This is a genomic window from Hungatella sp. SB206 (assembly GCF_051132295.1).
GTDB classification, from domain to species: Bacteria; Bacillota; Clostridia; order Lachnospirales; family Lachnospiraceae; genus Hungatella; species Hungatella effluvii.
In genome coordinates this window covers 1696164-1719214 of record NZ_CP096603.1, presented here as the reverse complement: position 1 = coordinate 1719214, position 23051 = coordinate 1696164, and the positions used below count along the sequence as shown (strand labels likewise).

Below are 23051 nucleotides of genomic sequence, written 5' to 3'. Positions count from 1 at the left end.
TGCAGCATTCGGGCCCTATAATCAGTTCTTTTTAGAAAGATGACAGGCTACCAGATGGCCGCCTCCTGTATCGGTGAGGGAAGGAACCTCTGCCTTGCAAACATCGGTTGCATACGCGCAGCGAGGATGGAACGGACACCCTGAAGGTGCATGAATCGGACTGGGTACCTCTCCTTCCAGCAATATGCGCTTTCTACTTTTCTCCACATAATAGTCCGTGATAGGCACCGCGGACAGCAATGCCCGCGTGTAAGGATGAACAGGATTCGAATATATTTCCGCTGCATCCATAATCTCTACAATATGTCCCAGATACATGACTCCAATCACATCTGCAATATGGCGTACCACTGCCAGATCATGGGCAATAAATACATAGGTAAGACCCAGACGCTCCTGAAGTGACTGAAACAGGTTGATGACCTGAGCCTGGATAGACACGTCCAAAGCAGAAACGGGTTCATCGCACACGATCAGTTCTGGATTGCAGGCTAATGCTCTGGCTATTCCAAGCCGCTGTCTCTGTCCTCCGCTCATTTCATGAGGATACCGGACTCCCATTTCCGGCAAAAGTTCTACGATCTCCAGTAATTCCTTTACTCTGGCAGCCACCTCGGACTCTGTATATTTTTCCTTTCCTGTTACAACTGCCTCTTTTATAATCGAGTATGCAGACTGACGGGGATCCAAAGAACCGTAAGGATCCTGGAAAATCAACTGAATTTCCCGGCGAATAGACTTAATCTCCTCCTTCGAAGCTCTGCTGATATCTTTTCCCTTATAGCAGATATGGCCCTCTGTCGGGTCTGTAATTCGCAAAATACATTTTCCGGTCGTTGTCTTTCCGCAACCGGATTCTCCTACCAGACCAAAGGTTTTCCCTTTTTCTACCTCAAAAGAGACATCATCCACTGCCTTCACGTAGGAAGTTGTTTTTCCAAACAGAGATTTAGCAGCCGGGAAATACATTTTTAAATTTTCTACTTTTAATAAAACATCCTTTTCAGGCACTTGCATTTCCTCCTCTCACATCAAGGTGACAGGCCATAAAATGTCCTGTCTCACCAACGGGACGAAGTTCAGGTGCTGCCTCATTTTTACATTTCTCGCAAGCATAGGGACACCTGGGATAGAAGGAACAGTATACCGGTATGTTTGCCAGGTTAGGCGGTGTTCCCTCGATGGGAACCAATTTTTCATTTTTATTGTCATCCAGCCTGGGAACGGACGCCAGCAGACCAAGGGTGTAGGGATGTCTCGGATTGGTCAAAAGCATCTCCGTGGTGCCGGATTCCACAATGCGACCGGCATACATGACGTAAATACGGTCTGCATAGCGGGTTACCAGTCCTAAATTGTGTGTCACTACAATAATAGAGGTCCCCTTCTTTTCTACAAGAGATATGAGCAGTTCCATAACCTGAGCCTGTGTAGTCACATCCAGGGCCGTGGTAGGCTCGTCCGCTACAATCAGCTTAGAATTGCATGCCACAGAAATAGCAATCATAGCACGCTGACGCATGCCTCCGCTCATCTCAAAGGGATAGTTTTTCATACGTTCTTCAGGATCCGGAATACCAACAGCGGCAAGAGCCTCTACGCCCCTTTTCCATGCTTCCTGTTTACTCATATTTTTATTATGAGCCCGGAGCACCTCTGTCAGCTGATTTCCAACAGTATAGACCGGATTTAAGCTGGTCATGGGTTCCTGAAATATCATGGAAATGCCATTTCCCCGGATACTGCACATCTGTTTCTTAGAATAAGTCAACAGATTATTGCCCTCAAACCATACCTCTCCTCCAATAATTTTGCCGGGCGGAGACTGGATCAGCTGCAGCACAGAAAGCTGAGTGACAGACTTTCCGCTTCCGGATTCACCAACGACTGCCACGACTTCCCTTTCATTTACATGAAAGCTTACATCGTTAACCGATTTCACCTCTCCCGCGTCGGTAAAGAAGGAGGTACGAAGATTTTTCACATCTAACAATACTTTTTTCTCTTCCATTACAGTTTCCCCCTCAGTCTTGGATCCAAAGCATCGCGGAGCGCATCGCCTACGACATTAAAAGCAATAACAACCAGCATGATACAGATACCTGGAAGAATCGCTACCAGAGGCTGGTTAAACAGATATTTATAACCTTCAGAAACCATAACTCCCCAGGCTGGTGTAGGAGGAATAATGCCCACACCCAGGTAACTCAGGGTAGATTCCAGCATGATTGCGGTTCCCACGTTCATGGTGAAGGTAACGATCAGAGACGCCAGGCAGTTCGGTAAAAGATGCCGGAACATAATAACAAGCTGCTTCTGTCCTATCAAATTGGAAGCTGTCACATAATCATTTTCTCTCAGGCTGATTACCAGGCCATTTACCATACGAATATAGCTCGGAATAATGGAAACGCCGATGACAAGGCTGATGCCCATCAAATTTCCGGTCACCATTGTAGAAAGCACCATTGTAAAAATAATGGGAGGTATGGCAATCATGGCATCCGTAAACCGCATAACGAAACTATTAAGCCAACCGCCTACATAACCGGCAATAAGGCCTATAGAAGTCCCCACCACTGCTGCCCATATGCTGGATAGCAGTCCGGTAATCAGGGATACTCTGGCACCGAACAAAAGCCTTGTTAAAGTATCCCGGCCAATATTATCGCAGCCAAGTAAATGCTCACTGCTGGGATTGGCTAAAATATAGCGAAGATTCTGCTCATAAGGAGTATACTGTGTTAAAACAGGTGCAAAAATGGCAATAAATACAAATGCTGCAATAATTCCAAAGCATATCTTGGTTACCCAGCCTCGGCTGAAAAATATCCGGAAGAAGCGCTTCATGCCTATTGCACGTTTCGAATTTTTATTTGACATACGGCTCACCTCCAGGACTTACGGATACGGGGATCCACGAATCCATATAATAAATCAATCACAAAGTTAACCAGAATTGTAAACACGGAAATCACGAATACACAGCCCTGAACCACCATATAATCTCTGCCGTTAATGGCGCTTACAATTAATGTACCGATACCGGCAATATTGAAAACCTGCTCTACCATCAGGGAACCGCCAACCACAACACGCACTTGAAGTCCAATGGTAGTAATAACAGGAATTAATGCATTTTTCAGAGCATGCTTGTAAATGACACTTTTTTCTGCCAGACCATTGGCCCTGGCTGTACGAATGTAATCCTGATTTATTACCTCCAGCATATTGGACCGTGTCTGACGGGCCACCGATGCCAGCAGGCTGAATGACAAAATCAGGATCGGCATAACGCCATAGAAAATATATTGACCAAAGTTTTCGGTAGGCGCTACATAACCGGACAGCGGCAGCCAGCCAAGCCTCATTCCAAATATATAAATTCCGACAATTCCCAGCCAGAACTGAGGCGCACCGAGTCCAATCGTACTGACAAACGTAATCAGATTATCAATGAATTTTCCCCGCCGTATCGCACTGATAATACCACACAGGATTCCTAACAAACTGGAAAGAATTAAAGCGGGCAAACCTATAGAGATTGTACGGGGCAGCCTTTCAGCCAGGCAGGTTAATACCGGACGGCTGTATGTAATGGAATCCCCCAAATCACCACGCAGCGTATCTGAAATCCATATAAAATACTGCTCCACTACAGGACGATTCAAATAATACTTTTCCCGGAAAGTCGCAATATCCTGTTCCGAAGCTTCTGAGCCAAGAGCCAGAACGGCAGGATCTCCAGGAAGCATGTGAACTAATGTAAAAGAAATCACAGAGACCAAAAATACGACTGCAACCGAAATCCCCAATCGTTTTAAAATATATCGACCCATAATCATCACCACCTTTTCTTGCGAGAAACAGGGCATACGTCACGTTTTAGAGTGGCAACGCATGCCCGTTCACTAATGAATCATCATTATTCAGTCTCTTTCCACAATTCATTCCAGGTAGCGTTATACTGCTGAACTGCACCGTAATCACCATGGAGTTTCGGGCTGGTCACTGCGGTTGAATAGGTAATCGCTACTGTGTAAAGTTCTACATTGTCCTGGAACAAAATCTTTACCGCTTCCTTCAAGTTCTTGCTTAAGGTAGCCTGATCAGATACAATCGCCTCATTAATCAAACCTACAGACTTTTCATCGTGCAGGAAGGTAGATCCACCGAATCTGGCGCCTGGAATCATATTGGCAGCCACCTGTGAGAACTGGCCGTTTCCTAAGCCCATTGGATGGAATAAGATACCATCCCATTCGCCAAGGTAGTTGGCATAATTGGCAACTTCAATCTGATTTAATGTTACTGTAACGCCAATCTGCTGCAGTTCTGCCTGGATAATCTGGCAAACACTCTTTGCAAAATCGCCCACCTGGAAATTAATCGTTAATTCAAATCCCTTATCATAGCCAGCCTCTTTCAGAAGCGCTTTGGCCTTTTCCACATCATAGTCGTAACCTGTTACCTCACTGTTATACTCTGCGGAACTGGAGATAGCCCACTGAGTGGATTCCGTTCCATAAGCTCCATCCCCCAGGAGCGAATCGCAGATAGCTTTTGTATCTACTGCATAAGCAATGGCCTGTCGCACACGCAGATCCTTCAGCGGTCCATCTGCCTGGCTGTTAAAGCAAAGTGTATAGCCAGTAGAAGGAATCGCAGCATTGCTCATGCTATATCCCTTAGCCTTCAAAGCATCGGCAGTAATTGCATCACCTGTCAGATTCATAATATCCAGATCACCCACCTCCAGAGCAGCCTGCTGAGTCGCTGTAGAAGCATAAATCTTAAAGTTGACCCCGTCTAAATAAGGCGTTCCCTGCCAGTACTGATCGTATTTTTCTGTATAGATGCCTTCTCCATGCACCCATTTTGTTACCTTAAACGCACCGGTACCTACAGGCATTTCATTAAATCCATCCACTCCAAGGGATTCTACTGCAGTTGGACTGCAGATAAAACAGGTTCGCGCCAGACCATAGTCAAACAGAGCATCCCATTGGGACATATGTACTACAACGGTTTTATCGTCTGCTACTTCAACACTTTCCACATAATTAAAGTATGATCCGGTAAGAACACCATTCTCTTTATAGTAGTCCAGGTTCCATTTTACTGCTTCCGCATCCAGCGGAGTTCCATCCTGAAACGTAATCCCGTCTCTCACAACCATCGTGTAGGTCAGCGCCTCAGGATCCCCTTCAAAGGATTCCAGTAAGAATGGCTGAGGTTTACCCGTTTCATCATAACGCAGCAACGTTTCATAAATGGCAGGTGCCAGGGCAGACTCATTCGTATTGCGAAGCATCCAGCCCTGAAGCGTCGTCGGATCGTCCGTTATTGGAATATTTACTGTACCACCGGAAACTGGCTCCCCGCTGTTTTCAACTGACGCTGCCGTATTCTCTTCTGCTGCCTTTGTATCGCCAACTGTACTTTCGTTTGCCTTACTCTCACCGGATGTACTCTCACTGCTTTTATTGCCCCCGCATGCTACCAAAGAAATACTCATAGTAAATACCAGCAGCATTGCAACTAATTTTTTCATTTTGTTACCTCCTCATTTTTTATAAGAGAAAAGATTACTCATCTGCATATTCATCCGCTTATCTTCTGCGCATTGAAATCAATTCCTTCTGCTCTGTATCTGAAAGTCCTCCCATACCATGTCTGGTACTGTACACTACATTTTTCTCTTTCAAGTCCTCCATACCGTATTTAATCATGCCGTACAAAGCAGCTTTTTCAAATACATGCATGGTAACCAGATTGAAATCCAGCTTCTTGATATCCTCCAGTTCAACGCAGGGTTTACCGTTTACTACTATCACGTCAGGCCACATTTTCCATCCTAAATCCTTTTCTGCGACTCTGGTTCCCATGGCCAGGTCCATCATACCGCCGCATACAGTGGTCATAGGCGCCCCCAGCTTTTTGGCCAGCACGCAGCGGGTAATCGCTTCATCCATACCATAGGATGGTCCTGCCTCTGTACGTGCAATACATACGCAGCCCGTGCCTTGGCAGGCTGCCACCGCTGCTTTGATTTTAGACAGCCAGTTTTCACGCTTGATAGTTTTATAGGCAGGATCCAGAGAAGCCGGATTTACTTCGTCCGGATTGGCAATGTAATACTCATTGCGTTCAAATCCGCGATGCCCGGTACTGTCATCCAGCGTAAAGCCCGCAGCACCTGCGCGGATCAGCCGCTTCACATTTCGATAAATAACGGCCGGACTTTCTCCATAACCATCATCAAAATCGACCAGCAGCGGTATATTGGTACAGTTCGTAATAGCCTCCACGATAGTAATTACCTCATCTAAAGTGCCAAAGGCCATGTCAGGCTGCCCATCCATACTGTAAGCAATGGCTCCGCCGCTTAACATCATACAGGGAAAACCGCTTTTTTCCGCTGCTGCTGCAGTCATGCAGTCGTATACACAAGGTGCAAATATTTGCTCTCCCTTTTCAAAAAGCTCCATTCCGGTTATTTTCTTTTTCATGCCTTCACCTCCTGGAATGCTTCTTTTCCCAGTTCACTTAAATCCTCAAACTTCTTCTCAAGCGGCATCCATTTCTTCCAATAACTGAAAATGTAATGGTAGTCTCTCAGTTTTCCTTCCTCATCGAGAAGGTACCCGTCAAAATCGTGGAGATCGGCATAGACTGTGTTTTTATTCGCCCAGTTTTTGGTTCCAAAATCCATGTCCCCAAACCAGGAAGCCTTCTCCATAAAAGTTATAAATACCAGACCATAGCCCAGCTCCATCAGTCTTTCTGCTGTTACTTCCGGCTTGTCTCCCTTTACGGTCAAGTCACTCCAAAGTTTTGAACCGGAAACTGCCTCGGCAAATTCTTGGGCCTCCGCCTCAGTATGCATACACACAGCTCCAACCATTTGGGCGCCTGCCGCCTGAGCCGCCTTACATCTGGCAATAGCGTCTGCCTTATTCGGTGCATAGCTTCGCGCCAATACCATGCAATCCGTATTAGATGCCGCCTCCACAGCAATTGCAATTTTTTGTGCAAATACCTCGGAGCTTACTAATATGATTTCGGGTGAATCACTGCCGCAGCCAAAGGCACGGTCATCTAACAGCATCGCTGCCGCTCCTGCTTTTACAATCCGCTCCAAATCATAAGGCATGATACGGAGATTATCGCTAAAACCGCTGCGAACCTCAACAATCAGAGGAATGCCGCAGTTATCTTCTACAAAACGTGACAGGGACCACACCATTTCTGATGTACTTAAAGTACCTTCATCTGGTGTTCCATGTACGGTATGTGTCAGTGCCGATGCACTGAGTAAGGCACCCTTACAGCCCATGTGTTCTGCCGCACGGGTAGAAATTCCATCAAACGTATCCGGAGCAATCAGCTGACCCTGAGCCAGGACTGACTGCAATGTAGGAATACTCATTTTTATCCTCCTTCTCACTGAAATAAAATCAGTGCAATCACTTCCAGCGGTTCTTCCCCCACCGCTTCCAGACCATGTCCTTCTCCTGCGCCGGTAAATGTTACATCTCCCGGCTTCACGATCTGAATCGTTCCGTTGTCATTAAATCGTCCAGTTCCTTTCAAAACATAGTATGTCTCCGACTCCTTCTCGTGGACATGATAACCAATCCCAGATCCCGGCATTACAGTTGTATGGCCAAAGAAACGCCCTTTACTGTACATTTCTTCAGGTACCTTCAACAGCTCTTTGCAGGAAATCATCCCAACGCCGTTAAATGGACTGGGCTTTTGCTCCGAAACTAATTCCTCTGCTCTCTTCACCATCGCGCGCTCGGTCCCCCCTTTCTTCTCTTTTATCCCAACGAGTTTCAATTCCTTTTATCTTATGCATCAATGCATACTTGATATGTATCTGTAGTATACAACAAGATTATTTCATTTTCAATAAACAAATAGGAGATATCGCACTAATTTTTTTGTGCATTTTTAACATATATATTTTTATATACTTTCTATATTTTATAATTTAAATCAAATATGTGATTTTATTATAAATGATAACAGACCATAAAATATCTGTAAAAATATGGAATTTTATAAAATAATCCCTATAAATAATGCTTGTTGTTTTCTCCGAACCGTTGTATAATATACTTATTGTATACTTTGCATCAAAAGAATAGGAGTGTAAAACCATGGCAGCAAACAATCGGGATTTAAAAAATAAAGCTTATGAAACGATAAAAGAGCGGTTACTGGATTGTACCTACGAGCCAGGGACTCTGCTCAACGAGGCTCGCCTTGCCGAGGATCTTGGATTCAGCCGCACTCCTGTCCGTGAAGCCATCAGCAGGCTGGAATCGGATGGTTTTGTGAAGATCATGCCCAAAAAGGGAATTTACGTATCAGATATTTTACTGAGCGATGTGCTTCAGATTTTTCAGACCAGAATCGAGATAGAGCCCGTGGCGCTTCGCATGGCCGCTCCCTATCTGCCGGAAAGCGAACTGATCCAGTTTCGCGGAAAATTTCTGGAAGATTTCGAGGATATCCCCAACAGCTTTCGTCTGGACACTGCCATGCATTTATTTATTATTGAATACTGCGGTAATCGTTACATTATCGATATGATGCACAGAGTCTTTGATGACAATACGAGGGTTATTATTGCCAGCAAGCAGAACCGAGTGCAGATTCATGATGCGAGGGAAGAGCATATGGGAATTCTTGATGCGCTGCTGGAAAAGGACGTCGATAAGGCGCAGTCTCTGATGAAAACACATGTGGAGTCCTGCCGGCGGGCCGCTCTCGATTACTTCTATTCGCTTCAGGCTTATAATACGACACCGCCCGAGACTTATAAGAAGCAGCTAAAAGACTGGAGCAGTTAAAAGATTGAAGCAGTTAAAAAGCTGAGACTGATAGGATTTGAAAAAGAGATATAAACTCGATATACAAAGAAACAGACAAAAAAAGAAGAACGGACTGCATATTGCCGCCCGTTCTTTCTTTCTACGACGATTTATATCAAATATGATATTTATTTCCCAATCCCCTATTTCTTTTCCAGTTTATTTCTCTCCCTGACATTACCCTGCCGCCTCCGCATCTGCCTTCACCGGCATCATATAATCAATCACCACTTTTTCTCCCCTCGCAAGCGGTTCCGAATAACGTTCATGGGTATAAATCTCACACCAGTAAAAGTTGTCGAAGTCAATGGTTCCGCCTGTTTTCTCAATCGCTTCTGTAATCAGCAGGTAAGCGGAATCAAGGATTTCCGCCACATTACTGCCCTCAATCTGAACATAGGCCGCCCGGCCTTTGGGTATGTGTTTTACGAACAGTCCCTCCGGTATTTCCGTCTGCATCCGGACAAAGTCACCTATCACTATCTTAAAATTCATTCTGTCGCTAAAGTCGTACATGAAACCGATTCCGTCATTTTCGTCGATGTCATCACAGTATTTTACGTCCGCCAGCCTGTCCAGTTTTTCAATGGTATCTCCCTGAAAGAATTCCTGCCATACAAAGCCGGCGTCAGAAAAGCTGGTCTCCCGGGGCAGCCCCACCATGAGTCGTTCGGGTGTTTCCTTATACATGATGCGTTTCATTTCAGCCATAATACGCTTTCCTCCTACAAATCTCATATCTGAGAAATTAATCGGAAGATAATCATTTAGCCGGGCATTTTTTATTCTGGCCTGTGAAGGCGTAATCCCATGGTGCTCCTTAAAGGCACGGGAAAAAGATGAATGAGACTGAAAACCATATTTTACCGCCGCGTCAAGAACAGAAATATCCGTATTTTTAAGTTCGTAGCCGGCAAGTGTCAGTCTTCGTTTTCTTACATAATCAGAAATGCTGATCCCCGAGATAAAATTGAAAATACGCTGAAACAACGCAGCCGGACACATGGCTATTCTGGATATTTCATGATAATCGATTTCACAGCCATCAGGAATTATTTTTTCCAAATATAGGATTACGTCATTGAATGTTTTGCTGCTGTTCATAATTACCTCCGTCACTCCATATATTATCAAATTTACCGGCCGCTTTCTTTTCATTTCACGTACATATTATGTCACTTTATGACTATCCCCAGCCGCTTCGCCAGTTCCGCCGCCTGATATAAATCCATGACCGCCCCCCGCACCTCTGAACACTCGTCGGAAAGCACCAGCCCCTTGATGTCGCAGGTGGTAAAGTCCATTCCCTTAAGCGGAGTCTTAAAAAAGCTGGCATTCTGAAGCCTGACCTGGCTGAACGTAACGCCTTTGCACTTGCACTGCGCGAAATTACCATTTTCTAAATCGGTATCTTCCACCCGGAAAGACTCCAGCTTCGAGTCGTCTAAATTCAAATACTGCATACTGCAGTCCGTGATCGTCACATCCTTTAAGCTGCTCTCTGTCATCCTGGCCCCAGTCCCCTTCGACCGCTGAAATGATACCCGTCTGAGAAAGCTGTCGCGGAACAGACAGTTGGAAAAGTTACAGGAGATAAACAACACATCGCTGAATTCCGCCTTTTCAAAATTACACCCCTCGAAACTGCAATTTTCAAACTTTACTCTGGAGAAACACAGGCCGGAAAAATCTTCCTCCTGTGCAGTCATATTCTTTAAATATGCATTCTGGATCCGCTCGTCCCCTTCCCTGCTCTGATGAAGAAGCTCTGTCTCCTCCGACACAAGTTCATATACTTCAGGCAGCCACGGCTCCGCCAGTTTCATTCCCGCCATACGCTTATTCCTTCCTTTCTGACACGTTCTGAATTGCACGATGCTCATAGTATATCATAAACACAGCATTCGTAAAAGACCTGACTGCTTGCGCATACTCACACTCCAGTAATTCCCGCAGGAAATGTCAAGATTAAATTTCTTATTTACGTTAAGATTATCTCATCAATCAACCAACACAGGAGGTATTCACTTATGAAATCAATCACAACACGAACGCTGGAACTGAAAGGAAGCAGTTATGAGATTGGACAGGCGCTGGGACGCATGGCAGCTTCCATTCCTTCAATGAAGAATTACTATACATCCGGATATGAAAACTTCGGTGAAGCCGAAGCCCGGCAGGCGGAAACACTGTTTGCCCGGTGGTGCCCGGGACTGAATGAGGAGCTTTCCGGTTTTGCCGGCGAACTGAATGTCCCTCTGGAATCTGTCGTCTACTATGCCATGACCTATTTAAAGCCTAACTGCAGTCACTTAGCCCTCCTGCCCTCCAAATCCTCGAACGGACACCCGCTTATTGCGCGCAACTATGAATTCAACGACGAACTGGAGGATTTCCAGCTGATTAAAACCAGTGTGGAAGGGAAATATACGCATATGGGCACCAGTGTCTTATGCTTTGGACGGGAGGATGGCTTCAATGACCAGGGGCTGGCCGTCACCATGAGCTCCTGCGGATTTCCGGTCGGCGCCGACAAATGTATGCGCCGGCCTGCACTGGAGGGCCTGCAGTACTGGGCGGTTATCCGCTCGCTTCTGGAAAACTGCCGTGATACCAGGGAGGCGCTCCTCTTTTTAAAGGGCATGCCCATCGCCTACAATCTCAATCTGATCCTGCTGGACCGTTCCGGAAATGGCGCCCTGGTAGAAACACTGGATGGCAGAATGGCGGTCCGTCCTCTGGATAAAACCTCCCCGCTTCCCTACACCCACGCCACCAACCATGCCGTAATCCATGAACTGGCATCCTTAGAACCGGAGGCCATGATCCATTCCCTGAAGCGGTATGACTATATTAAGAGCATTGCAGACAGCACGGAAACGCTCACGGTCAGCCAGTTAAAATCCATGCTTCTGGCCCCCTATCCGAACGGGCTGTGCTGCCGTTTCTATCAGGATTTCTTTGGCACAACAAAAAGCATGATCCTTGATCCGATGGATGGTATAATAGAATTATGCTGGGGCGGACGGGCAGAAAACGGCTGGCATACGTACCGGCTGAGCGATCCGCTCCCCACTTCGGAAGAAGTGATCTCCATCTCCGGTGAACCCGCGGCTCCGGATATGTTCCGTTTCGCCCCGAATCCATTTGCATAACCTTAAGATTCAGCCAGATTGTACAAAAATACGCTGCCCACTCATGCCGCCTGACCTGGCAGAAAGGAGCCTGACCATGGACTATTTAAAAGCGCTGGAATGCGCCATCCTCTACATCGAAAATCATCTGGGCGAAGACATCAAAGTCGAAGACGCGGCTGCCGCGGCCGGATACTCCTACTACCACTTTACACGGCAGTTCAATGCCCTGCTGGGTGAAAGTGTGGGCAGCTACATCCGGAAGCGGCGGATCGCCAAAGCCGCCAAGGAGCTGCTCTATACGGACAGGCGGATCCTCGATATCGCTTTAGACTGCGGATTCGAATCTGCGGAAAGCTTCAGCCGCGCCTTCAAGTCGCTTTACCTCACCAGCCCGGTCTCCTACCGGAAGAACCGGCTCGATCTGTTCATCGGATCCAAGCCACAGCTGGAGGGGAAACGCCTCACCCATATCACGAAGAACCTGACGGTCCATCCCATCATAGTGGAACTGCCTGATATCATGGCCGCCGGTCTGCGCGGCAGCACCACGCTGAACGATAACGTGCTGCCCGGCCTCTGGGCCGCCTTTATGGAAATGTCTCATCAGATTCCCCACCAGATCCCCGGCGGGAGAGGCTTCGGCATCTGCGAGGCCTGCGGCCAGGGCAATACGCTCTACAGCATGAATGGGGATGTTCTCTTCTCAGAGGTTGCAGCGGTCGAGGTGAGCAGCTTTGACGGTCTCCCTGCGCCATTTGTTCCAAAGATCATAAAAGGAGGGCGCTACGCGGTGTTCACACACACCGGCAGCCTCTCCCTCCTTCAGGACAGCTATTCTTATATCTGGGGCACCTGGTTTCTCGGAACGAATGAGAAACTGGATGCGCGGGAAGATTTTGAAGTATACGATCAGCGATTTTCAGGATATGACAACCCGGAATCCCAGATTGATCTCTATATCCCAATTCTCTAGTACAGCATTGCGTAATTAATGGTGAATAGAGTGCCTGATATCTGCGTCAGGTGTGCGTCCGCGAAGCGACGGCGTAGTGGACCCTACGGTTAGCTTCGCGGCCGTGCACCTGGCGTAGATAGCGGGTGCTATATTCACTGTTAATTGCACAATGCTGTACTAGTACTGCATTATGCAACGCAGTACCAGTACCTCGCCGTGCTCATCTCCAGCGCAGCTCACACAGACCGCACGCGGGCATGGACAGCCTTACGAGGCCCTCTCCCCCGTTCCACTCCATGGTCTCCGTCACTTCTCCGCGGCAGTTCTTCACGGTAACCGACACCGCCCTTTCCGGATCCAGAATAAGTATTTGCTCCTGGGCGTGCTGGGCGTTTACAAAGTAAGTGATTTCCTTCTGCGCAGCCGGACGGATCACTCGTTCTGCCGAATAATGAACCAGGATCTCCTCCGTTTCATTTTCCACGCTCACCTCCGGATAGAGGTTTTCCGGCTCCTTCGCATGGATCACAGTCGTCTGCAGCAGTGCTCTGTGCTGTCTCATAAAATCCAGCCAGAACCGGAGCATCTCCGCAATCCCCTCTTCCAGATCCGCCAGGCGGACCGAGATCTGCGGAACGCCGAAGAGACAGCTCAAGACCTGTATGGCCGCGGCCTCCGGGCTCTCCCCACGGTTCCACATCAGCATATCCGAATGGACGGCGCTGTGTCCGCACAGGAGCCGCAGATCCGCACAGCCGACCCGGTTAGTTACCGGAGAACAGGGGCAGTCTGCGACGCGGAACATATTACCGTACCTGCGCATGTTGGGTCCGATATAGCGCTGCCGGAATTCAATCAGCAGATTCTCCTTTTCCTTCCGCAGAGTCTCCCGCACGCTGGTCATAAACACGTCCAGCGCCTCCTGGATATCCCTGAAATCCATTCCCTCCTTCCACGCAGGAGTACCCTCTCTTATATAAAACTCATCGATAAAATCCAGCTTCAGCCCATCTAAATCCCATTCCCGGACAGCTTTTAAATAGACTGCCAGCAAATACTCCCGTACCTCCGGATAACGCAGATCCAGAACTCCGGCTTGCTGCCGCTCATCGTAGCAGAGCAGTTTATCGGAGAAACGGTTCCAGCAGCCTGTGTTCTTTCCCACAAATGGTACGGAAAACCAAAGCATATACTTGATACCCATGGCGTGAACCCGCCGTATATGCTCCGGAAAATCCGGAAATTTTCCAGGCTCGGGTGCCCAGTCCCCGCAGAACGCGTATCCACGGTTATTATCCCCGGTCTGCCAGCCGTCGTCCACGATAATCGTATCAAAGCCCATTTTCGCAGCGCGCTCCGCCTCCTCCTCAACAATAGAGGCATTGATATCCTGGTGCCAGGAGTACCAGAAAGAGTACACCGGCTCTCTGGCCGCGTCCGGCACCTCCATGACAGGCGGCATTGCCTCCTCCCACCACTGCCTCACCTGATCTAACGTATCCCAATACGGAACATCTTCCTGTGACTCCCACAGCCGGAAGGAATATCCCGCGCTCAGCTTCTGCGGGCTCAGAACGAACCGGATCTTAACGGCCATCCTGCCGTCTTCCTCATGCACTCCGGCATTCATATCCACTTCCTGGCACAGCTCCGAAGCTGCGATCGTATGTCTGTTCCTGCTTTCGGAATTGAAGAAACAGACGACAGGAGCCGAGACAGCTGTCATGGACGCCACCGGCGCCTCCCAATCCGCCTTCAACGACCGGTCAGCACGGCAGTTCGGATGCCACCGTCCGCAGATATCGATAATGGGAAAGGAATAACGGATTTCAACTTCAGTTCCCATACACAAAATACGGTCTGACTGAAGCTGAAACTCCGTAACGGTCCTCCCCGCCCCTTTTTCTGTCACCAAAGCGGTACAGGATACAGCCGCCTCCGAAATCACCTCAAATTCACCAACCTTAAAAATACTTTCCATCTCTTTTCTCCTTTCAGTCTGCCTGCTGTGTGTCTGTATCAAACGCTTACAGCCCGGCGTCCCTGTCAAGGGGCCGCCGGGCATAATGCCTGATGTCTATGCGCGGGGAAACGCATTTTAATTTCTATCGCTGAACAGTATTTCCGCCAGCGCCCCCACCAGTACCGTATTTTCCTCTATGCTCTGTATAGTCAGAAGCGCATCGCCTCTCTGTTTCTTTACCGCCTCTAATATCGCTTCCTTCTTATCATAAGAAATCTGCGCCCTGTTTAAAATCTCGAATGCCTGATCTGCCCGGTCCATAGAGGCCATCTCCATACCGGTTCCAAATCGCACCTCCACGGTTTTTACGGAGGGGATTCCCGAAAGCTCCAGTGTCAGATTTTTTCTCACCTCATCGTAGGAGACAACCGCGTCCACACGCTCTCCTTCGACGGTCACTTCCGGAACCACATATTCCACATTCCGGAAATTCAGCTTCCATGACCGCATTTCCGGAACCGCACTTCGATTTCCTTCAACACCGCCAATTACGAAACGGGTAAGCGGGCTCCACTCCAGGGAAAGCCGCGTTACAGCCCACCTGTCATCATTTTCCCCATCTGCCTCTGTTCTCCCGTCGTCTTCCCATACGCTGAAACAGCCGTCCGCGCCAGGGAAAATATCGGCCGCCATGCAGTTCGGATTCCCCGTGCCTCCCATCCTGTCAAGGCTTCTGGGAATGATTGCTCCCGCCTTTGCAAGCACCGGCATCTGTTCTAAGGTGCGGTAAAGCATCATCTGTTTTCCGCCCTGATATATCCGCGAACTCTGATAATCAAACCAGATTCCATCCGGAATCCAGGCTTTCACGCCCGCCAGATCCGCCTCCGGTTCCATCCGCTCCGTAATAGGCGCGGCCAGCAGTTCCGAGCCGAAATAATATTCATTCGGGAACTCATAGGCCTCCTTCTGTTCCGGCTCCTCCCAGTACAGCGGCCGAACCAGAGGACAACCCTCGAAGCTGGCCCGGCGGTTCGCGGTATAGAGATAGGGGATCAGTTCATGACGGAGCCGCAAGAAGTCTCCCATAATCATCTCGGCCCGCTTATTGAAATTCCAGGGTTCCTTACCGCTGAATGGATTGGAGGTGCTGTGAAGCCGGTTGATCGGTGAAAATACGCCGAGCTGCACCCAGCGCGCCGCCAGTTCATCATCCCTGGCCCCCATCATGTGTCCTCCGATGTCATGGCTCCACCAGCCATATCCCACGTTGCTTGCCGAAGCCGTAAAATACGGCTGAAACTGAAGACTCTCCCAGCTTATGATGGTATCCCCGGAAAATCCGACAGGATACCGATGGCTGCCAATTCCCGCATACCGGGAAAATGTAAGGCCCGCGCCGCCCGCCCGTGTGCTATCCAAATAGTGGTAATGGTTCAGCATCCAGAGCGGATCCAGGCCGGGAATCCTGGTTTCCTTTCCCTGCTGCCAGTCCACCCACCAAAAATCGACGCCGTCCTCTTCCATCGGGTGGTGCAGCACATCGAAGTAGGCCTCCAGAAACGCCCGGTCCGTCACGTCGAACTCTACCGCTGTCCCGCCTGCCGGATCGATTCCCAGCGCCTCCGCCATTCGCGGATACGCCTCCTCATGGGCGCGCACCCCGTCCGCCGGATGGACGTTCAAGGTAACCTTCATCCCCTGTTCATGGAGCCACGCCAGAAACTTCGGCGGATCAGGGAACAGCTCCCGGTTCCAGGTATATCCGGTCCACCCGGTCCCATATTTCGGCGGAATATCGACCAGATGCCAGTCCATATCGATGACTGCCACGGAAAATGGGATCTGCTCTCTTTGAAAGCGCACCATCAGCCTCTTATACTCCTCTTCCGTATATCTATGGTACCGGCTCCACCAGTTTCCAAGCGCCCACCGCGGAAGCAGAGGCGTATTCCCGCACAGCCTGTAAAAATCGCGGATACATTCCTGATAGCGGTGGCCATATCCAAAGAAGTAGAAATCCAGTTCAACTCCTCCGCGCAGCGTAACCCAGCCGTCCTCTCCAATGACCATGGAACCGCTGTCATCAATCACAGACCAACCGTCTCTGGAAATCATCCCGTGCTCCAGAGGAATCGCACCATCTGCCTCATCCAGCGTGCGCGCAGTTCCTCCCAGATCCTTACTCTCGTCTCCCCAGCGCCATATACGGCTTTCTCCCGTCTTTGGATCAACGATCGTTCGTATACTCAATCCGTCTTCAGCAAACGCCCCGCCCCGGTAACGCAGCTGCAAAAACTCCGTAGTAATCGTCAGGAAACCACCATTCCATACAGCTTCATATTTCGGAACCGTAAACTCCCGGTTCATCACAATCTGCGTGGCCCGGTCCTCAAAGCTGCCGTTTTCGCTGTATTCCATACGAATCAGTGAGGACGTCAATACGGTGAAACGGCAGTTCGGCCCCTGTACAATGGCACGTTCCCTGCAAGCCGGATTTCCATATCTTTTTATATCTCTTACCATGTAATCTCCTCATTCCAGAAAAGCCGTACAGGTCTCTGTACGCCGCACGTATAGGACCATGTCTCGTTTTCTCTCAGCTTCACCAGCCGTTCCTCATTTTTCCATTTTACCAGCAGTGACCGCTCTCGATCAAGCAGATTTTTCACGAAAATGGTATTTCCCGCCACCTCATATTCAATGCCGTACTGCGGATTTTCCAGCCTTACTCTTCCGTCTCCGGCGAGCATCGGCTCTATCTCTAAATCAGCCTGAAGCCCAAACCGCACACCCGCGTACCCGGCAATCAGATTCCAGATAAATACGCAGGGATACTCGTAATAATGGGCCGCTCCGTGCCAGTTTTTCTCACTGTGATAGTAAACGTAATTCATGTCATACCGTTCACCCATCCGGTATTCGTCCATCCTGGCCTGACGGCAGACCGCCAAAAGCTGTTGTTCCAGAATATCAGTTCTTCCCTTTTCTCTCCAGTAGGCAAAATCCCAGCACCACTATCTGCCGGCCGCACAGAGGTCATACGGGCCTCCCGAACCGATCTCCGACTCCGTATAATCTGAAATTCTGGCGGAAACGAAGCTGGGGAAACGCTGGAACTCCTCAAAACACGCCTCCATCAGACGGTCCACGCCCTGCTCCTGATCCGGATTCGTATAATGAAACAGCGCCGGAAGCTCATTTGCCAGAAGGTGGATATGGTCATGGGACACCGAATTTCTGTCCACCCAGTCGATAAACCGCATCTTCGACGCATCCCAGAAGCCGGTGGGAAGCGCCTGCACCAGGACACCTTTCAGCAGACCCGATACGGCCCGGTAATGCGCCTCCTGTTTATCCCGTTTTAAGACCGCTTCCAGCCCGGCCATGATTTCAAATGCTCTGGCCGCAAGCGCCTGGGCCATACATTCCCGGCCATCCTTGATCACCTGATCCTCGTAATAAACGTCGGACCACAGCCGGCCCTGTCGGTCGATACAGCTCTCCACAAGGGACAGGGAGTTTTCCAGCCCCTCGATATGGCCCCGGAGCCAGTCATCGTCTTTAACGGCTGCGTAATAAAAGCATGCAGATTCAATGATTTCGATATTTCCGGTCACGAGAAACATCTCCGCATTCTCCGAGTTATCCAGGCTGTTCCGCCTGACATGGTACTCTCTGGCTCCGCTCGGCTGAATGGCACACGGATCACGGAACGCCTGCTCCGGGTCCTCTGCCATCAGCTTAAGCTGCAGTTCCATCATGCGCCTTACCACAGCCAGATCCAGTTCATCCGCCACGGCCAGACGTCCTTTGATCTGGAATTCATGGTCTACATCCGGGTACGTTCCCGCATAGGCGCCCTTCTGAAGCGTACTCACCACGTAACCATCACTGTTGGAATACGATTTCGCCCTCGTCCGCTCCACCACAGAGGGCAGAAGCGTTTCCCAGTAAAAATGGTAATACGTATCCCGGAAGATATCCCCATTTTCGAAGTCCAGTTCTATGGAATTACCCATCACATCACTGTGCGGCGGGCCGTCAAATTCTTTCCATGCCAACTGGGATACAGTCTCCTCTTTATCTGCTGAAACGGTCACCTCCATTTCATCTGCACTTATATAAATCTGGAATGGCTCTTTCGATTTCACCTCATAGGAGCGGTACTCCCCCTGCCCCTGGAAGGGCAGGATAAAGCACCGGGTAACGGGCGGGAACTCCACCGCGCCGTCGTAATTATGGATCAGATACGGATCTCCCTCTTCCCTGCTGATGCAGTAAATAAGTGGTCTGATTCCGCAGCAGGTAATCTTTTTCTCAGTCATAATCCCTCTTATTTTATCTTATTCTTATACTCTTCCGTCCAATAAGCTTCCACCTTATTCATCCCCAGCTCATCAATCTTCTGAATGAATTCCTGGTACACAGACTCAAAGTCCTCGGTAAAGATCATTTTTACGGAATACTGCTGCAGGAGGCTGAACGCTTTCTGTCTGATAATTCCCTCTTCAGATTCCGGTGACGGGTCCTGAATGTCCAGTTCCGGACGGAATTCCACATACTTTCCAAACTGTTCATTGAATTTGTTCATTCTCTCATCCTGGTCGTTCCACCACGGCAGGTTCCACAACAGCTCGTTGCAGGCAATCCAATACTCGCCCAGTCCGTTTCTGGAGGCAACGCCGCCCCAGTCCGCGTTCTTATCCTTCACATATTCTTCCAGCAGAACCGGTTTTCCATCTACCATATGCCACTGGGCGCCTGCTACCGCGTCCTGATACGTATCGCCTTCGATGCCCCATGATACGTCGCTGTGTCCCTCTACAGATGCCAGATATTCCAGGAAACGAATCGCTCTCTCAGGGTCCTTGCAGGTCTTCGGAATCACGGTCGCCAGCCAGCCGGCTCCCGTTCTGATCTGTCCGTATGTCTCAAACGGAGGCAGAATCTCGTAGGTAGTATCCGGGTTGTCTCCAGGCACCTTCTCGCCGTCGGAGATCGTCCAGCAGTAGGAAATCACATCGCCCTGCTCAATCTTGGCCTTTCCTACATCCTTGGTGTCAATGAACGGATCTTTTGTCAGAATTCCTTCCAGATACATCTCATTTAAATACTTCATTGGCTCTTTGAACTTGTCGTCGCGGACCACCCACTGGATTCCCCCGTCCTTCTCTGAAAAATCGGTGCTCAATCCCATCTGGATGCCATAGTGGGAAAGCTTCGCGCTCTTTCCAAACTCATCGGCGGACATGCTTCCATCAGCGGGATAAAAACCGATTTTATCCGGATGGTTTTCCTTCATCTGCTTAACAGCTGCGATGAATTCGGTCATATTCCTGATCTCCGGACGGCCAATCTCATCGTAGTAATCTTTTCTGACTGTCATGATTGGCTGGTTCGTTCCCACGATCTGATCGTACTCTCTCGCGGCCTTCTGCCATGCTTCTCCCTGAATCCATGTGGTAAACTGATACGTCTTTCCATCCGCCATCTGATAGTTGCTTAAGATTTCCTTCGGAAGGATTTCACGCATCTTCGGCGCATACTGGTCAATCAGATCGTCGAGTGACCACAGCATCCCCGCCTCGGCCATCTTCTTTAAGGCCGCGTCATTTTTGTCCAGAGTCAGAATATCAGGCAGCTGATTGCCGGCGATCATCATATTCAGCTTCTGACCGTCGTCAACTACCGGTTTCATAAAGTTTAAATCAACGCCTGTCTTCGCGGTCACACGCTCTGCCGTGGCATCGTTCCAGTCCAGTGAAAACCAGGAGAAGTTGGCGTAATACCCTAATTCTATGGGCGATGTATCTTCCTTCCATTCCAGATCTTCCGGATCCGCCTGCCAGCCGATTTTCTCCCAATCCATTTCAGACTGGAAATTCGATGCAGCCGCCTCCGGCGCCTCTGTCTGCGTTTCTGCTTCCGTCGTATCCACTGCCGCAGTCCCCGCTGTGGTCTCCTTAACCGTACTCTGACCGCCCCCGCAGCCTCCCAGCATACCTGCTACCATAGCAGAGCACACCATGCATGATAATACACGTTTCAACTTTCTCATATTCCCTCTCTCCTTTATGTATGGTTATCTATTTACTTTTTTATTCGTAATTTTTTCAGCCGTGCATCTTCTTGTTTTCGTGCATTTTCTTGTTTTCGAAATGCACGAAAACAAGAAGCCCGGGCGTTCCGCCCTATGACAGTTTGTATTAAAAAGTGCCGCACTGCTGAATGGGTAGGCTCACTCTTTCACCGCACCCAGCATCATCCCTTTTAAGAAGAATTTCTGGACGAAGGGGTAAATAATCGTTACCGGCAGAATCGACACGATTAACATCGCATACCGGACCGACTCCATGGTGGTACTGCTCTGCGACGGCACGGCGATCATCTTCTGCAGCGTCTGCTGCGCCTCGGCCAGAGACATGGCCCGCATCAGGACGGCCGGCAGTGTCATCAGACTCTCGTTCTGGATAAAGAACGCCGGGTGGAACCAGTCATTCCAGTGCCAGACCCCTACAAACAGCGATACCGTGGCGATCACCGGCGTTGACAGCGGTATGATGATCTTAAACAGGATCGTAAAGTACCCCGCTCCATCCATCTGCGCCGATTCCTCCAGCGCCGCCGGCAGTTCTCTGAAAAATGATATAAACAGAATGATATAATAAAACTGAAAAATGTTAGGCAGGATATAGACCCAGAAGGAATCCAAAAGCCGCATCTCCCGGTAAAGGAGATAGGACTGCACCACTCCGGCTGAAAAATACAGCGTTATGACGCCCATAATCATATAAACCTTCCGCCCCTTTAAGTTATCCTTGGACAGCGCATACCCCGCCATGGCCATACAGAAAACGGCCAGTACCGTTCCCACAATACTCCTGAGCATCGTCATCATGAAGGCCGGATAGATCGCTTTGTTCTGGAAAACGATCTTGTAATTCTCCAGGGAAAACTTTCTCGGCCAGAAGTAAATCGCCTGTTTCGCCGCATCCTTGCCGTCATTAAACGAATAGATCAGGCAGTAATAAACCGGATATACGGTCACGATCAGAACCAGAATACACAATACAGAAGTAACGATATTAATGATTCTGTCCTCTCCAGGTCTTCCTAATTTCATTCGAAGCATATCGTCACCCCCGTTAAAAGACACTCTTTCCAAATACTTTTTTTGATATTTTGTTGGCGGTCAGAAGAAGCGTCACCGAAAGTACGGACAGAATCAGATTCCCCGCCGCCGCAAAGGAAAACCTCATCTGGTTTAAGCCTTCATCGACAATGAATTTCTGGATTACATAGGATTTCGAATAGTTAAAGGCATTTCCCAGCAAATATGACTGGTTGAAGTTGGAAGCCACCGGGCCGCCGCTCAGTAAGTTTCCGCAGTTCATAACGAAAAGGACTCCGGCCGTCCATGCGATAGACGGAAGCGTGATCTGTGTGATCCGTTTTAGACGCCCGGCGCCGTCCACGGCCGCCGCTTCGTAGATATCCTGGTTGATGCCCGCGATAGCCGCCAGATAAATAATCGCATTCCAGCCGCTCTCCTGCCAGCAGTCGATCCACACGCCGATCCACCAAAAATACTTGGAATCCGCCAGGAATTCGATGGGCATATCCGTGATATGCAGTCTCATCAGAATATCATTGATCAGTCCCTTGCTGTCCAGAAACACAATCCAGAGCGTCGCTACAATAACGTAGGACAGGAAATGCGGTAAGTAGCTTCCCGTCTGGGTTGCCTTCTTCAGCCACTTGAACGGTACCTCATTGATAATGAGCGCAAGCAGAAGCGGCGACGTAAACGTAAAGAAGAACTTCAAGGAACTCATTCCCAGTGTATTTTTCATGGCTAGATAGAAGCTCTCGCTGGAGAACAGCTCCTTAAAATACTTCATTCCTGCAAATGCGTGGCCGAAGAATCCGTCGGTCAGCGAGTAATCCAGAAAAGCATTTGCCAGTCCCATAACCGGGATATAGGAAAAAATAAAAAAGAACACCATGGCTGGAATCACCATTAGCTGCAGTTGAAACTGCCTCTTTCCTGACCTCTTTTTTTTGGGTAACTTTTTCATATACACATACCAAGCCTCCTCCATCTGACG

The 23051-nt window shown here is 49.0% G+C and carries 20 protein-coding genes; 3 read left to right on the top strand and 17 right to left on the bottom strand.

What is annotated here, in order from left to right; translation table 11 throughout:
- Positions 1-21: 21 nt before the first annotated feature.
- From M1L66_RS07475 to M1L66_RS07440, 8 genes are all read right to left on the bottom strand, one after another.
- Positions 22-1017, bottom strand: coding sequence for an ABC transporter ATP-binding protein (locus M1L66_RS07475; RefSeq protein WP_434691910.1), 996 nt, complete (start codon positions 1015-1017; stop codon positions 22-24).
- Complete coding sequence (locus M1L66_RS07470) at positions 1004-2011, bottom strand: ABC transporter ATP-binding protein (RefSeq protein ID WP_434691908.1); 1008 nt, start codon at positions 2009-2011, stop codon at positions 1004-1006. The genes M1L66_RS07475 and M1L66_RS07470 overlap by 14 nt, the downstream gene beginning before the upstream one ends.
- Complete coding sequence (locus tag M1L66_RS07465; protein WP_029465476.1) at positions 2011-2883, bottom strand: ABC transporter permease; 873 nt, start codon at positions 2881-2883, stop codon at positions 2011-2013. The genes M1L66_RS07470 and M1L66_RS07465 overlap by 1 nt, the downstream gene beginning before the upstream one ends.
- Positions 2884-2888: 5 nt before the next feature.
- Positions 2889-3839, bottom strand: a complete 951-nt coding sequence (locus tag M1L66_RS07460; protein WP_025529529.1) for an ABC transporter permease — start codon at positions 3837-3839, stop codon at positions 2889-2891.
- A gap of 86 nt (positions 3840-3925) precedes the next feature.
- A complete protein-coding gene (locus tag M1L66_RS07455; protein WP_434691904.1) occupies positions 3926-5554 on the bottom strand; it encodes an ABC transporter substrate-binding protein in 1629 nt (542 codons plus the stop codon).
- A gap of 58 nt (positions 5555-5612) precedes the next feature.
- Positions 5613-6512 carry an isocitrate lyase/PEP mutase family protein gene (locus M1L66_RS07450; RefSeq protein WP_434691901.1) on the bottom strand — a complete coding sequence of 300 codons (900 nt, stop codon included), beginning with the start codon at positions 6510-6512 and terminating at the stop codon, positions 5613-5615.
- Positions 6509-7432, bottom strand: coding sequence for an isocitrate lyase/phosphoenolpyruvate mutase family protein (locus tag M1L66_RS07445; RefSeq protein WP_434691898.1), 924 nt, complete (start codon positions 7430-7432; stop codon positions 6509-6511). The genes M1L66_RS07450 and M1L66_RS07445 overlap by 4 nt, the downstream gene beginning before the upstream one ends.
- Positions 7433-7446: 14 nt before the next feature.
- The gene (locus M1L66_RS07440; protein ID WP_434691896.1) at positions 7447-7797 is read right to left on the bottom strand and encodes a cupin domain-containing protein; all 351 of its coding nucleotides are present in this window, start codon (positions 7795-7797) and stop codon (positions 7447-7449) included.
- A 371-nt stretch (positions 7798-8168) separates the two neighbouring features.
- Here M1L66_RS07440 and M1L66_RS07435 point away from each other — a divergent pair, with 371 nt between their 5' ends.
- On the top strand, positions 8169-8864 hold the full coding sequence (locus M1L66_RS07435; protein WP_002601112.1) for a GntR family transcriptional regulator: 696 nt from the start codon (positions 8169-8171) through the stop codon (positions 8862-8864).
- Positions 8865-9062: 198 nt separating this feature from the next.
- Here the strand turns inward: M1L66_RS07435 and M1L66_RS07430 are convergent, their stop codons facing one another.
- Together M1L66_RS07430 and M1L66_RS07425 are read right to left on the bottom strand one after the other, a co-directional pair.
- Complete coding sequence (locus M1L66_RS07430; RefSeq protein ID WP_434691893.1) at positions 9063-9989, bottom strand: helix-turn-helix domain-containing protein; 927 nt, start codon at positions 9987-9989, stop codon at positions 9063-9065.
- A 71-nt stretch (positions 9990-10060) separates the two neighbouring features.
- A complete protein-coding gene (locus tag M1L66_RS07425; RefSeq protein ID WP_187022349.1) occupies positions 10061-10720 on the bottom strand; it encodes a pentapeptide repeat-containing protein in 660 nt (219 codons plus the stop codon).
- A gap of 195 nt (positions 10721-10915) precedes the next feature.
- On the opposite strand from M1L66_RS07425, the gene M1L66_RS07420 reads away from it, so the two are divergent.
- Both M1L66_RS07420 and M1L66_RS07415 read left to right on the top strand, forming a co-directional pair.
- Complete coding sequence (locus M1L66_RS07420; RefSeq protein ID WP_187022350.1) at positions 10916-12040, top strand: C45 family autoproteolytic acyltransferase/hydolase; 1125 nt, start codon at positions 10916-10918, stop codon at positions 12038-12040.
- A gap of 76 nt (positions 12041-12116) precedes the next feature.
- A complete protein-coding gene (locus M1L66_RS07415) occupies positions 12117-12995 on the top strand; it encodes an AraC family transcriptional regulator (protein ID WP_187022351.1) in 879 nt (292 codons plus the stop codon).
- Positions 12996-13197: 202 nt separating this feature from the next.
- On the opposite strand, the gene M1L66_RS07410 is transcribed toward M1L66_RS07415, so the two are convergent.
- The 7 genes from M1L66_RS07410 to M1L66_RS07380 all read right to left on the bottom strand — a co-directional run bounded on the left by M1L66_RS07410 (position 13198) and on the right by M1L66_RS07380 (position 23021).
- Complete coding sequence (locus M1L66_RS07410) at positions 13198-14958, bottom strand: glycoside hydrolase family 36 protein (RefSeq protein ID WP_434691889.1); 1761 nt, start codon at positions 14956-14958, stop codon at positions 13198-13200.
- A 117-nt stretch (positions 14959-15075) separates the two neighbouring features.
- A complete protein-coding gene (locus M1L66_RS07405) occupies positions 15076-17466 on the bottom strand; it encodes a TIM-barrel domain-containing protein (protein WP_434691886.1) in 2391 nt (796 codons plus the stop codon).
- Complete coding sequence (locus M1L66_RS07400) at positions 17460-17894, bottom strand: hypothetical protein (RefSeq protein WP_434691883.1); 435 nt, start codon at positions 17892-17894, stop codon at positions 17460-17462. Before M1L66_RS07400 ends, M1L66_RS07405 begins: the two co-directional genes overlap by 7 nt.
- Before the next feature lie 63 nt (positions 17895-17957).
- The gene (locus M1L66_RS07395) at positions 17958-19268 is read right to left on the bottom strand and encodes a hypothetical protein (RefSeq protein ID WP_434691881.1); all 1311 of its coding nucleotides are present in this window, start codon (positions 19266-19268) and stop codon (positions 17958-17960) included.
- Between the two features lie 8 nt (positions 19269-19276).
- The gene (locus M1L66_RS07390; protein WP_187022355.1) at positions 19277-21001 is read right to left on the bottom strand and encodes an extracellular solute-binding protein; all 1725 of its coding nucleotides are present in this window, start codon (positions 20999-21001) and stop codon (positions 19277-19279) included.
- A gap of 180 nt (positions 21002-21181) precedes the next feature.
- A complete protein-coding gene (locus tag M1L66_RS07385; protein WP_434691879.1) occupies positions 21182-22075 on the bottom strand; it encodes a carbohydrate ABC transporter permease in 894 nt (297 codons plus the stop codon).
- A gap of 13 nt (positions 22076-22088) precedes the next feature.
- The gene (locus M1L66_RS07380) at positions 22089-23021 is read right to left on the bottom strand and encodes an ABC transporter permease subunit (RefSeq protein ID WP_434691876.1); all 933 of its coding nucleotides are present in this window, start codon (positions 23019-23021) and stop codon (positions 22089-22091) included.
- Positions 23022-23051: the final 30 nt, after the last annotated feature.

Bases quoted from the DNA above. Each gene is read 5' to 3' on its own strand.
- M1L66_RS07475 (WP_434691910.1), bottom strand. From the start codon at position 1,017: ATGCAAGTGCCTGAAAAGGATGTTTTATTAAAAGTAGAAAATTTAAAA.
- M1L66_RS07470 (WP_434691908.1), bottom strand. From the start codon at position 2,011: ATGGAAGAGAAAAAAGTATTGTTAGATGTGAAAAATCTTCGTACCTCC.
- M1L66_RS07465 (WP_029465476.1), bottom strand. From the start codon at position 2,883: ATGTCAAATAAAAATTCGAAACGTGCAATAGGCATGAAGCGCTTCTTC.
- M1L66_RS07460 (WP_025529529.1), bottom strand. From the start codon at position 3,839: ATGGGTCGATATATTTTAAAACGATTGGGGATTTCGGTTGCAGTCGTA.
- M1L66_RS07455 (WP_434691904.1), bottom strand. From the start codon at position 5,554: ATGAAAAAATTAGTTGCAATGCTGCTGGTATTTACTATGAGTATTTCT.
- M1L66_RS07450 (WP_434691901.1), bottom strand. From the start codon at position 6,512: ATGAAAAAGAAAATAACCGGAATGGAGCTTTTTGAAAAGGGAGAGCAA.
- M1L66_RS07445 (WP_434691898.1), bottom strand. From the start codon at position 7,432: ATGAGTATTCCTACATTGCAGTCAGTCCTGGCTCAGGGTCAGCTGATT.
- M1L66_RS07440 (WP_434691896.1), bottom strand. From the start codon at position 7,797: ATGGTGAAGAGAGCAGAGGAATTAGTTTCGGAGCAAAAGCCCAGTCCA.
- M1L66_RS07435 (WP_002601112.1), top strand. From the start codon at position 8,169: ATGGCAGCAAACAATCGGGATTTAAAAAATAAAGCTTATGAAACGATA.
- M1L66_RS07430 (WP_434691893.1), bottom strand. From the start codon at position 9,989: ATGAACAGCAGCAAAACATTCAATGACGTAATCCTATATTTGGAAAAA.
- M1L66_RS07425 (WP_187022349.1), bottom strand. From the start codon at position 10,720: ATGGCGGGAATGAAACTGGCGGAGCCGTGGCTGCCTGAAGTATATGAA.
- M1L66_RS07420 (WP_187022350.1), top strand. From the start codon at position 10,916: ATGAAATCAATCACAACACGAACGCTGGAACTGAAAGGAAGCAGTTAT.
- M1L66_RS07415 (WP_187022351.1), top strand. From the start codon at position 12,117: ATGGACTATTTAAAAGCGCTGGAATGCGCCATCCTCTACATCGAAAAT.
- M1L66_RS07410 (WP_434691889.1), bottom strand. From the start codon at position 14,958: ATGGAAAGTATTTTTAAGGTTGGTGAATTTGAGGTGATTTCGGAGGCG.
- M1L66_RS07405 (WP_434691886.1), bottom strand. From the start codon at position 17,466: ATGGTAAGAGATATAAAAAGATATGGAAATCCGGCTTGCAGGGAACGT.
- M1L66_RS07395 (WP_434691881.1), bottom strand. From the start codon at position 19,268: ATGACTGAGAAAAAGATTACCTGCTGCGGAATCAGACCACTTATTTAC.
- M1L66_RS07390 (WP_187022355.1), bottom strand. From the start codon at position 21,001: ATGAGAAAGTTGAAACGTGTATTATCATGCATGGTGTGCTCTGCTATG.
- M1L66_RS07385 (WP_434691879.1), bottom strand. From the start codon at position 22,075: ATGCTTCGAATGAAATTAGGAAGACCTGGAGAGGACAGAATCATTAAT.
- M1L66_RS07380 (WP_434691876.1), bottom strand. From the start codon at position 23,021: ATGAAAAAGTTACCCAAAAAAAAGAGGTCAGGAAAGAGGCAGTTTCAA.